Below are 10,099 nucleotides of genomic sequence, written 5' to 3' on the forward strand. Positions count from 1 at the left end.
GCGGCGGCACGATTGCGATGCCGGCGGGCCTGGGTTCAACGGACTTGGCCGGCTTGCGTGGCGCCGGCACCGCTTCGGCGACATCATCGGTCTCGTCCGCACCGCGGCCACCCAAAAGCGTCGCCAGCAGGCCGCGCGCCGGCCTGCGTTGGCCGCCGTCGGCACTTGCCAGGTCGATGTTGGGCGTGCCGGCGCCCTTGCGCGATTTGTAGGCGGCAAACGCCTGCCCATAACCGGGCAGCGGTTTGCCGTCGCTCGGCACATGCAAGGTGTTGCCGTTCGGGAATACCCTTGCGAGTTCCTGGCGGCTGATGCCCGGCCAATGCCGCACATTGCCGACATCCATATGTATGAAAGGCGAGCCCGAGGTAGGGTAATAGCCTACGCCGCCGCCCTGCATCTTCAGGCCGATGTCGCGCAGCTTCTTCAGCGGCACATCCGGCAGGAAGAAGTCCATCGCACGGCCAACCATGTGTTGGCTTTCCCGAGCCACGCCCTTCGAGCGGCTGCGCAGCATGGCGTTCGTCGCTGGCGACCGATAGGCGCTGACCACGTGGATATAGGCTCTCGAGCCGCTGGCGCGATAGGCCTGCCAGACAAGATCGAGCAGGCGCGGATCCATCTTCGTCGGTTCGTTGCGACGCCAGTCGCGCAGCATGAGATTGATCTTCTTCAATCCCGCCGGATCATAGCGCCCATTGCGCTTGAAGACGATTTCAGCCCTCTCGCCCGTATGGAGATGTTGAATCTTCAAAGCACGCGTCTCCGCGAACGCGCCGGTGACACACAGGCAAAGGAACGCTGCGATGATGGCAGGCAGTGTCCAAAGACGGGAAGCACGGGGGGCGTTTTGCACGTTTTCGCTCACGTTCATGCCTTGCACGTTCTTGTTTCGGGCGATTTCAGGTTCCGCCCAGATGAAGAGCCTTTCAGCCCTCTTCCTGACAAGCATGGACTTGACCGACGCAGACAGGCGTCCATGCCACAACACGTCATGTTGATGAACAGCATCTTGGTTAACGAATCGTGTCGCTTCCGAGAACGCGTTTCGGCTGGAGTTGCCTGTGGCAGCCATTTTCTGGAGCAATGCACGGCTGATGAGGTCCGCCAGCACGACGGCCGCGCCGTTCCCATGTAGCCGCCTCGCCCTCGCAAATGCAGAGAACGAATGTGCGGCAACAAGGATGTTGGAAACTGGTGCTGCGAGAGAGGATTGAACTCTCGACCTCTCCCTTACCAAGGGAGTGCTCTACCACTGAGCTACCGCAGCCGCTGATGGCGGGGCTTCTGCCATATCGAACCGGCAAGCGCAAGGCCAAGCGCAACGCTTCTGTGAAAGCCTTTGCCGGATAGCTTTTAATGACATGGCAGTGCCACAATGTTGGCTATCCCTGAACAGCAAGCTGGTGGGTCGCCGGCGGCGACGGGGCGATGGACGACAAGGCAATTCCAGTGAAAAAGGATGGTCCACCGAAAAACAGCGCAACAATCCGCAAGGATCGGCTGGCCGAGCAATTGCGCGCCAATCTGCAGAAGCGCAAGGCGCAGTCACGCTCGCGGCGCACCGGCGATGCCGACGAGCGGCCGGACGGGCTCGCTGCATCGAAGGAAATACAAAAAGATTAACTCAAATCGGCCACTCTTGGCCCGGGGTGGGCGAAATCCCATTTCTTGAACCAGCGTAATTCTTGAACCAGATTGGCCAATGGTCTAGACGGGCCGCTACTCAAACGATTGAACCGGCCCTTTTTGGCCGAGAGGGACGTTCTTCCATGGATCGCATCAGAATTGTCGGGGGCAACGAGCTCTCCGGAAGCATTCCGATCTCGGGCGCGAAAAACGCGGCGCTGCCTTTGATGATCGCCTCGCTTTTGACCGACGACACGCTGACGCTGGAAAACGTGCCGCATCTGGCCGATGTCGAGCAACTGATCCGCATCCTGGGCAACCACGGCGTCGATTATTCGGTCAATGGCCGCCGCGAGAAGCAGAATGAGGGCTATTCGCGCACCATCAACTTCTCCGCCCGCAACATCGTCGACACCACAGCGCCCTACGAGCTGGTGTCGAAGATGCGCGCCTCGTTCTGGGTGATCGGCCCGCTGCTGGCCCGCATGGGCGAAGCCAAAGTGTCGCTGCCGGGCGGTTGCGCCATCGGCACGCGGCCGGTCGATCTGTTCCTCGAGGGCCTGCAGGCGCTGGGTGCCGACATCGACGTCGACACCGGCTATGTCATCGCCAAGACAAGGAATGGCCGGCTTGTCGGCAACCGCTATATCTTCCCGAAGGTCTCGGTCGGCGCCACCCATGTGCTGATGATGGCCGCGGCGCTCGCCAAGGGCGAGACGGTGCTGGAAAACGCGGCTTGCGAGCCCGAGATCGTCAACCTCGCCGAGTGCCTCAATGCCATGGGTGCGAAGATTTCCGGCGCCGGAACGCCAACCATCACCATCGACGGCGTCGAATCGCTGTCGGGAGCGCGCGTGCGCGTCATCCCCGACCGCATCGAGACCGGCACCTATGCCATGGCCGTCGCCATGACCGGCGGCGACGTCGTGCTCGAAGGTGCGCGTCCGGACCTGCTGCAGACGGCACTGGACGTGATCGCCCAGACGGGTGCGGAGATCACGCCGACCAATTCCGGCATCCGTGTGAAGCGCAACGGCGCCGGCATTTCGCCGGTCGACGTGACGACGGCGCCGTTTCCGGCCTTCCCGACCGATTTGCAGGCGCAGTTCATGGGCCTGATGACGATGGCCAAGGGCAAGTCGCGGATCACCGAGACGATCTTCGAGAACCGCTTCATGCATGTGCAGGAACTGGCGCGGCTCGGCGCTCATATCACGCTTTCGGGCCAGACGGCGATCGTCGACGGCGTGCCGAAGCTGAAGGGCGCGCCGGTCATGGCGACCGATCTTCGCGCCTCGGTGTCGCTGGTCATCGCCGGCCTGGCGGCGGAAGGCGAGACCACGGTCAACCGTGTCTACCACCTCGACCGCGGCTTCGAGCGGCTGGAAGAAAAACTGTCCAACTGCGGCGCGGTGATCGAACGGATTTCGGCATAGCCCGCCACCTCGGCTCCTCTCCAGCAACGCAGGAGATTGGCGAGATCCTTCGCGGCAGCGTCCTTCTCCCCGTCACTATACGGGGAGAAGTGCCCGGCAGGGCGATGAGGGGCAGCGCAGACCTGCAGCTGTTGGTGCGGTTGCACCGATCGCCAAGACCGCCTAACAGAAGGCTGAACAATCAACCTTCAGGTGCGAAATCCGCATGACCGGCCTTAAGCTTATCGCGCTCGACGACCAGGACCTGAGCATCGTTTCGGCTCATGTCCAGGATGCCGTGCTGAAAGTCAGCGACCTCGAATTCCTGCCCGCGGCCAAGCGTTTCCTGCTGACCATGAACCGTTTCGTCTGGGAGGCAAAATCCGGCCTGTTTCGCCAGCACAATGAGCGACGGCAGGCCGTGCTGCATTTCGACCGCGTGCTCGGCGCCAAGACCAGCGGCATCGACCGCGACAAGCCTGCGGAAGTCCTGTCGCTGCTGGCGATCAGCTTCATCGAGATCAGCAAGCCGGCCGGCATCGTCGAGCTGATCTTCTCGGGCGGCGGTGCGATCATGCTCGACGTCGAATGCATCGAGGCCCGCCTTGCCGACATTGGCGGGGCGTGGGAAGCCACCTCGCGCCCCATCCACAAGACCTGAGCGTCCGATGGCCATCACGCTTCGTCAGTCCGACGCCGATTTCGAACAGCGTTTCGCCGCCTTCCTGTTGACCAAGCGGGAAGTGTCCGCCGACGTCGATGCAGCGGTGGGCGCCATCATCGCGCGCGTGCGCGCCGAGGGCGACGCGGCGCTGATCGACTATTCACGGAAATTCGATCGCGCCGATCTGGCTGGACTGGGCATCGCCGTTTCGAAGGACGACATCGCCCAGGCCTACAAGGCCGCCGACCCAAAGACGATCGAGGCGCTGGAATTCGCGCGCGACCGCATCCGCTCGCATCATGAGCGGCAGCGACCAAAGGATGACCGCTATACGGATGCCGCCGGCGTCGAGCTCGGCTGGCGCTGGACGGCGGTCGAGGCGGTTGGGCTCTATGTGCCGGGCGGCACGGCGAGCTATCCAAGCTCGGTGCTGATGAACGCCGTGCCGGCCAAGGTGGCCGGCGTCGAGCGCATCGTCATGGTCGTACCGGCGCCGGGCGGCATCATCAATCCGCTGGTGCTGGTGGCGGCCGACATATCAGGCGTGTCGGAAATCTACCGTGTCGGCGGCGCGCAGGCGATCGCCGCCCTTGCCTACGGCACCGAAACGATCAGGCCGGTCGCCAAGATCGTCGGCCCGGGCAATGCCTATGTCGCGGCGGCCAAACGCCAGGTGTTCGGCGCCGTCGGCATCGACATGATCGCCGGGCCGTCGGAAGTACTCGTCGTGGCCGACGGCAGCAACGATCCGGACTGGATCGCGGCCGACCTGCTGGCCCAGGCCGAGCACGATGCATCGGCGCAATCGATCCTGGTCACCGACGATCCAGCCTTCGGCATCGCTGTCGAACAAGCCGTCGAGCGCCAGTTGCAGAGCCTGCCACGCGCCGAGACGGCGGCGGCGAGCTGGCGTGATTTTGGTGCGGTGATCCAGGTGTCGACCATCGACGCCGCGCTGCCGCTGGTCGACCGCATCGCCGCCGAACATGTCGAACTGGCCATCGACGACGCCGAGGGCTTCCTGTCGCGGATGCGCAACGCGGGTGCGGTCTTTCTCGGCCGCCACACGCCGGAAGCCATCGGCGACTATGTGGGCGGCTCCAACCATGTGCTGCCGACGGCGCGCTCGGCGCGCTTCTCGTCCGGTCTGTCGGTGCTCGATTTCGTCAAGCGCACGTCGATCCTCAAGCTTGGACCGGAACAGTTGCGGATCTTGGCGCCGGCGGCGATTGCGCTGGCCAAGGCGGAAGGCCTTGACGCGCATGGACGCTCCGTCGCCATACGGTTGAACATGTAGGCGGCGATGTCTGGCCCCGATCAAACCCGCGCCAGGCTGATCGATGTCGAACTCGATGAATCGATCGGCCGGTCGACACCCGATGTCGAGCATGAACGCGCGGTGGCGATCTTCGACCTGATCGAGGAGAACAGTTTTCAGCCCGTCAGTGACAGCGGCGACGGCCCTTACCGGCTGAAACTGTCGCTGGCCGAGCAGCGCCTGGTGTTTGCCGTGGCGCGCGAGGATGGCACCGCCGTCGTCACCCATATCCTGTCGCTGACGCCGCTCAGGCGCATCGTCAAGGACTATTATATGATCTGCGAAAGCTACTACGACGCCATCCGTTCCTCGACGCCGAGCCACATCGAGGCGATCGACATGGGCCGCCGCGGCCTGCACAATGAAGGCTCGCAAACGCTGATGGACCGGTTGTCCGGCAAGATCGACATCGACTTCGATACGGCGCGCCGGCTGTTCACGCTTGTCTGCGTGCTGCACTGGCGGGGCTAGCCCTGGCACCCGGCGTCCTGCCCCGTTCGATCCTGTTCCTGTGCGGCATGAATGCCGTGCGCTCGCCAATGGCAGAGCAACTGGCGCGCCGCATGCTGCCGGCCACCGTCTTTGTCGCTTCGGCAGGCGTTCGCGCCGGCGAGCGCGATCCATTCGTCGATGCGGTGCTTGCCGAAGACGGTCTCACGCTGGGCGAGCGCCATCCAAGGACGATGGACGATCTCGAGGACGACTATTTCGACCTCATCGTCACGCTGGCGCCGGAAGCACACCACGCCGCACTTGAACTCACCCGCTCGCTCGCTGTCGAGGTCGAATACTGGCCGACGCCGGACCCGACCGACGCCAGCGGCACCCGCGAACAGATCATGGCTAGTTATCGCGACGTGCGCGAGCGGCTGAAGGTGCGCATAGGCCGACGTTTTCTGCTTCCAGGAGCAAAAAACGCGACGGATTAAGCGTGTTCACAAGCGGACGATTATCATATAGGTTCCGCCGAAATTCCGGCCAGGGTGCTGGAACTACCATCCAAGCAAAGGTATCGAATGCCGAAGGAAGAAGTCCTCGAGTTTCCGGGTGTCGTGACGGAATTGTTGCCGAACGCGATGTTCCGGGTAAAGCTCGAAAACGAACACGAAATCATCGCCCATACGGCCGGCCGCATGCGCAAGAACCGCATCCGCGTGCTGACCGGCGACAAGGTTCTGGTCGAGATGACGCCATACGACCTGACCAAGGGCCGCATCACCTATCGTTTCAAGTAAGCAAAGCCCGACTGGTCCGCGATGAGCATTTTGCAGAAGCTGGTGCTTGCCTCGGGTTCGCCGCGCCGGATCGAGCTCTTGCAGCAGGCCGGCATCGAGCCGGACCGCGTGCTGCCGGCCGATGTCGACGAAACGCCGTTGCGTGCCGAGCATCCGCGCTCGCTGGCCAAGCGGCTGTCGAGGGAAAAGGCCGAGAAGGCGTTCGCCTCGCTGCAGACCGAAGCCGACTACGCGCCAGGTTTCGTGCTGGCCGCCGACACGGTGGTTGCCGTCGGACGGCGCATCCTGCCCAAGGCGGAAACCCTCGACGACGCTGCCAACTGCCTCGGGCTGTTGTCGGGCCGTTCGCACCGGGTCTATTCCGGCATCTGCCTGATCACCCCGGGTGGCAAGCTGCGCCAACGGCTGGTCGAGACGCGGGTGCGTTTCAAGCGGCTGCCGCGCGAAGAGATTGACGCCTATGTCGCCTCGGGCGAATGGCGCGGCAAAGCGGGTGGTTACGCGGTCCAGGGCCTCGCCGGCGCCTTCGTCGTCAAGCTGGTCGGCTCCTACACCAATATCGTTGGCCTGCCGCTCTATGAGACCGTCGCGCTGTTGAGCGGCGAAGGCTTCAAGGTGCATGGCGGCTGGCTGGCGGGACCCCGGCTGTGAATTCCGATCCCAAAGTCACGCCCTTGCGCCCGAAGCGCCCCTGCCCCGAATGCGGCAAGCCCTCGGCGCGCGACACCTTTCCGTTCTGCTCGACACGCTGCAAGGACATCGACCTCAACCGCTGGCTGAAGGGCGCTTACGTCATCAAGGCTCGCGACGACGAGGAAGAAACGGACCCCGACGATTCGAAATGAGCCGGGCGCCGCCGATCAGGCGGCGGCCTCGCTCTTGCGGTTCGTCCGCGCCCAGGCCGGCAGCCAGTCACCGTGGGCGGCCAGGAGATCATCGACCAGGGACCAGATCTGGTCGAGATCGAGTTCGGCCGCGGTATGCGGGTCCATCATTGCCGCGTGGTAGATGTGCTCGCGGTTTTCCGTCATCAGCGCCCGCACCGTCAGTTCCTGCACGTTGATGTTGGTGCGCATCAGCGCGGTCAATTGCGGCGGCAGCTCGCCGATATAGGTCGGCTGGATGCCTGAGGCATCTACCAGGCACGGCACTTCGGCGGCGCAATCGCGGGGCAGCGAGGTGATGCAGCCATTGTTGCGGACATTGCCGTAGATCACTGACGGCTCGCCGGTCCAGACCGAATTCATGATCGACGAGGCATATTCCTTGGACTGCTCGACTTCGATGCGATCGGCCGAGCGATAGGCCTCAGCCTGTCCCTTCCAGCGCTCGATCTGTTCGATGCAGCGCTTGGGATACTCATCCAGCGGGATGCCGTACTTCTCGATCAGGTCGGGGCGCCCTTCCTTGATGAAATAGGGCGTGTATTCGGCGAAATGTTCCGAGCTCTCGGTGACGAAATAGCCGAGCCGGGTCAGCATCTCGTAGCGCACCTTGTTGGGGCAGCGCGGGTTCCAGCCGGGCTTGGGCGCGCGGCCTTCGCGATAGGCGCGCACGAGATCTGGGTAGAGGTTGCGGTAGGAACCGTCCGGCTGGCGATGCTCGAACTTCAGGTAGAACGCCATGTGGTTGATGCCGGCCGAGCGATAGCGGATGCCTTCGTAGGGAATGTCGAGGTCTTCAGCCAGTTCCATGGCCGTGCCTTGCACCGAATGGCAGAGGCCGACCTGCCTGATGTCGGGATATTTCTCCGATATCGCCCAGGTGTTGATCGCCATCGGGTTGACATATTGCAGCATGATCGCCTGCGGGCAGACGGCGAGCATATCTTCACACACCTTCCACAGATGCGGCACGGTCCGGAGGCCCCGCATGATGCCGCCCACCCCCAGCGTGTCGGCGATCGTCTGGCGCAGGCGGTATTTCTTCGGCACCTCGAAGTCGGTGACCGTGCAGGGCTCATAGCCGCCGATCTGGAAGGCGACGACGACGAAATCGGCGTCGGCCAGCGCCTTGCGCTGGTCCGAATGGGTCTCGGTCTTCGCCTTGACGCCGAGCGTCGCGATCAGCTTGTTGACGACGATGGCGCTCTCTTCCAGCCGCTGCGGATTGATGTCCATCAGCGCGATCGTCGCGCCCGAAAGCGACGGGCGCTGCAGCACGTCGCCGACAATGTTCTTCATGAACACCGTCGAGCCGGCGCCGATGAACGTGATCTTGGGATTCCTTGCCATGCTAACCTCCGGCATATGTTCAGGCCACGTCGAAAGCGGCCCTGACGAGCCGTTCGGTGTAGGCGGTCTTGGGATTGGACAGGACGTCGTCGACGGGGCCCTGCTCGACGATCTTGCCGTTCTGCATGACGATCACGCGATGGCACAGGGCGCGCACCACCTTGAGGTCGTGCGAGATGAAGAGGTAGCTGAGGCCGCGCTCGTCCTGCAGCTTGCGCAGGAGGTCGATGATCTGCGCCTGGACGGAGAGGTCGAGCGCCGATGTCGGCTCGTCGAGCAGGATGAATTCGGGTTCGAGCGCGATGGCGCGGGCGATGGCGATGCGCTGCCGCTGGCCGCCGGAGAATTCATGCGGAAACCGCGACAGTATATCGCCCGGCATGCCGGCGCTGACCAGCGCGTCGCGCACCCGTTCGACCCGCTCGCGCCGCGTCGCCCCTATGCTGTTGACAATCAGCCCTTCCTCGATGATCTGGCCGATCGTCATGCGCGGGTTGAGCGAGGAAAACGGATCCTGGAAGACGATCTGCATGCGCGAGCGCAGCGGCCGCATCTCGGCACGCGACAGGCCATGGATCGGCTTGCCGTCGAAATGGATCTCGCCGCGCTTGGCGTCGATCAAGCGGAGCAAGGCCTGGCCGAAGGTGGTCTTGCCGGAGCCGGATTCGCCGACCAGCCCCAGCGTCTCATGGCGACAGAGTTTCAGGCCGAGATCGTCGACGGCGACCAGTTCTCGCCAGTCCGGCTTCAGGAAGGTGCCGTGGCGCAGCATGAATGAGACGTGCACGCCGCTCGCCTCGAGGATGGTGCCGCAGCCCTCCGGAAGGGGTTTCGGCTGCCCATGCGGCTCTGAAGCCAGCAGCCGTCTCGTATAGGGGTGCTGTGGGTTGGCGAACAGCCGTTCGGTGACGTTGTGCTCGCACATTTCGCCATGCTGCATGACATAGACGTAGTCGGAGAACTGGCGCACCACGGTCAGGTCGTGGGTGATCAGGATCACCGCCATACGCAGCTCTTTCTGCAGGCTGCGGATCAGGTTCAGGATCTGCGCCTGGACGGTGACATCGAGCGCTGTGGTCGGCTCATCGGCGATCAGCACATCGGGATTGTTGGCCAGCGCCATGGCGATCATCACCCGCTGACGTTGCCCGCCCGATAGCTGGTGCGGGTATTGCTTGAGCCGCGCGGCGGGATCGGGAATCTGCACATGCTGCAGAAGTTCCAGTGCGCGCGCCCAGGCCTGCTTGCGGCTGACTTTGCGATGCACCCGGATCGCCTCGACGATCTGGCTGCCGACCGTATAGATCGGGTTGAGCGAGCTCATCGGCTCCAGGAAGATCATCGAGATGCGGTTGCCGCGCAGCTTGCGCCGGGCGCTCTCGGGAAATTTCAGGATGTTTTGCCCGTCATAGCAGACGCTCGATCCGGGGGACACGGTGGCGCGCCGCGACAGAAGGCCCATGACGGTGCGCGCCGTCACCGACTTGCCCGAACCGGATTCGCCGACGATGGCGATCGTCTCGCCGCGATAGAGCTGAAACGAGATGTCCTTGACCGCGTCGACGACGCCATGCTCGACCTTGAAGGCCACGGCGACGTTGCGA

Annotated in this window: 12 protein-coding genes and 1 tRNA gene; 9 read left to right on the forward strand and 4 right to left on the reverse strand. The window is 63.6% G+C overall.

Annotated elements, in window-relative coordinates; genetic code table 11:
- Both EN749_RS21915 and EN749_RS21920 read right to left on the reverse strand, forming a co-directional pair.
- Positions 1-874: YcbK family protein (locus EN749_RS21915; RefSeq protein ID WP_189367644.1), on the reverse strand; the 874-nt coding region annotated here is incomplete at its 3' end.
- A gap of 321 nt (positions 875-1,195) precedes the next feature.
- Positions 1,196-1,270, reverse strand: a tRNA-Thr gene (locus EN749_RS21920).
- A gap of 161 nt (positions 1,271-1,431) precedes the next feature.
- Here EN749_RS21920 and EN749_RS21925 point away from each other — a divergent pair.
- The 9 genes from EN749_RS21925 (at position 1,432) to yacG (ending at position 7,106) form a co-directional block, all read left to right on the forward strand.
- On the forward strand, positions 1,432-1,626 hold the full coding sequence (locus EN749_RS21925; RefSeq protein WP_127268678.1) for a hypothetical protein: 195 nt from the start codon (positions 1,432-1,434) through the stop codon (positions 1,624-1,626).
- A 146-nt stretch (positions 1,627-1,772) separates the two neighbouring features.
- Positions 1,773-3,065, forward strand: coding sequence for a UDP-N-acetylglucosamine 1-carboxyvinyltransferase (gene murA / locus EN749_RS21930; protein WP_128363947.1), 1,293 nt, complete (start codon positions 1,773-1,775; stop codon positions 3,063-3,065).
- Positions 3,066-3,270: 205 nt separating this feature from the next.
- Positions 3,271-3,705 (forward strand): DUF2948 family protein, encoded by a 435-nt coding sequence (locus EN749_RS21935; protein WP_127319558.1) that lies wholly within the window; start codon positions 3,271-3,273, stop codon positions 3,703-3,705.
- Between the two features lie 7 nt (positions 3,706-3,712).
- On the forward strand, positions 3,713-5,005 hold the full coding sequence (gene hisD / locus EN749_RS21940) for a histidinol dehydrogenase (protein WP_127272355.1): 1,293 nt from the start codon (positions 3,713-3,715) through the stop codon (positions 5,003-5,005).
- A gap of 6 nt (positions 5,006-5,011) precedes the next feature.
- On the forward strand, positions 5,012-5,497 hold the full coding sequence (locus tag EN749_RS21945) for a UPF0262 family protein (RefSeq protein WP_127271901.1): 486 nt from the start codon (positions 5,012-5,014) through the stop codon (positions 5,495-5,497).
- Positions 5,485-5,955, forward strand: coding sequence for a low molecular weight phosphatase family protein (locus tag EN749_RS21950; RefSeq protein WP_128363948.1), 471 nt, complete (start codon positions 5,485-5,487; stop codon positions 5,953-5,955). The genes EN749_RS21945 and EN749_RS21950 overlap by 13 nt, the downstream gene beginning before the upstream one ends.
- A gap of 87 nt (positions 5,956-6,042) precedes the next feature.
- Positions 6,043-6,261 (forward strand): translation initiation factor IF-1, encoded by a 219-nt coding sequence (gene infA / locus EN749_RS21955; RefSeq protein ID WP_006200926.1) that lies wholly within the window; start codon positions 6,043-6,045, stop codon positions 6,259-6,261.
- 21 nt (positions 6,262-6,282) lie between these two features.
- Positions 6,283-6,912 carry a Maf-like protein gene (locus EN749_RS21960; RefSeq protein ID WP_127319552.1) on the forward strand — a complete coding sequence of 210 codons (630 nt, stop codon included), beginning with the start codon at positions 6,283-6,285 and terminating at the stop codon, positions 6,910-6,912.
- On the forward strand, positions 6,909-7,106 hold the full coding sequence (yacG, locus tag EN749_RS21965) for a DNA gyrase inhibitor YacG (protein ID WP_127269085.1): 198 nt from the start codon (positions 6,909-6,911) through the stop codon (positions 7,104-7,106). The genes EN749_RS21960 and yacG overlap by 4 nt, the downstream gene beginning before the upstream one ends.
- Before the next feature lie 15 nt (positions 7,107-7,121).
- On the opposite strand, the gene EN749_RS21970 is transcribed toward yacG, so the two are convergent.
- Complete coding sequence (locus EN749_RS21970) at positions 7,122-8,495, reverse strand: alpha-glucosidase/alpha-galactosidase (protein ID WP_128363949.1); 1,374 nt, start codon at positions 8,493-8,495, stop codon at positions 7,122-7,124.
- Between the two features lie 19 nt (positions 8,496-8,514).
- The coding region (locus EN749_RS21975) for an ABC transporter ATP-binding protein (protein WP_145990969.1) at positions 8,515-10,099 on the reverse strand (1,585 nt) is incomplete at its 5' end.

This window comes from Mesorhizobium sp. M7A.F.Ca.ET.027.02.1.1 (genome assembly GCF_004022985.1).
Lineage (GTDB): Bacteria > Pseudomonadota > Alphaproteobacteria > Rhizobiales > Rhizobiaceae > Mesorhizobium.

What these genes read in the sequence shown, in the direction of transcription:
- EN749_RS21925 (WP_127268678.1), top strand. Translation starts at nt 1,432, where the DNA reads ATGGACGACAAGGCAATTCCAGTGAAAAAGGATGGTCCACCGAAAAAC.
- infA (WP_006200926.1), top strand. Translation starts at nt 6,043, where the DNA reads ATGCCGAAGGAAGAAGTCCTCGAGTTTCCGGGTGTCGTGACGGAATTG.
- EN749_RS21945 (WP_127271901.1), top strand. Translation starts at nt 5,012, where the DNA reads ATGTCTGGCCCCGATCAAACCCGCGCCAGGCTGATCGATGTCGAACTC.
- EN749_RS21960 (WP_127319552.1), top strand. Translation starts at nt 6,283, where the DNA reads ATGAGCATTTTGCAGAAGCTGGTGCTTGCCTCGGGTTCGCCGCGCCGG.
- EN749_RS21935 (WP_127319558.1), top strand. Translation starts at nt 3,271, where the DNA reads ATGACCGGCCTTAAGCTTATCGCGCTCGACGACCAGGACCTGAGCATC.
- hisD (WP_127272355.1), top strand. Translation starts at nt 3,713, where the DNA reads ATGGCCATCACGCTTCGTCAGTCCGACGCCGATTTCGAACAGCGTTTC.
- EN749_RS21970 (WP_128363949.1), bottom strand. Translation starts at nt 8,495, where the DNA reads ATGGCAAGGAATCCCAAGATCACGTTCATCGGCGCCGGCTCGACGGTG.
- murA (WP_128363947.1), top strand. Translation starts at nt 1,773, where the DNA reads ATGGATCGCATCAGAATTGTCGGGGGCAACGAGCTCTCCGGAAGCATT.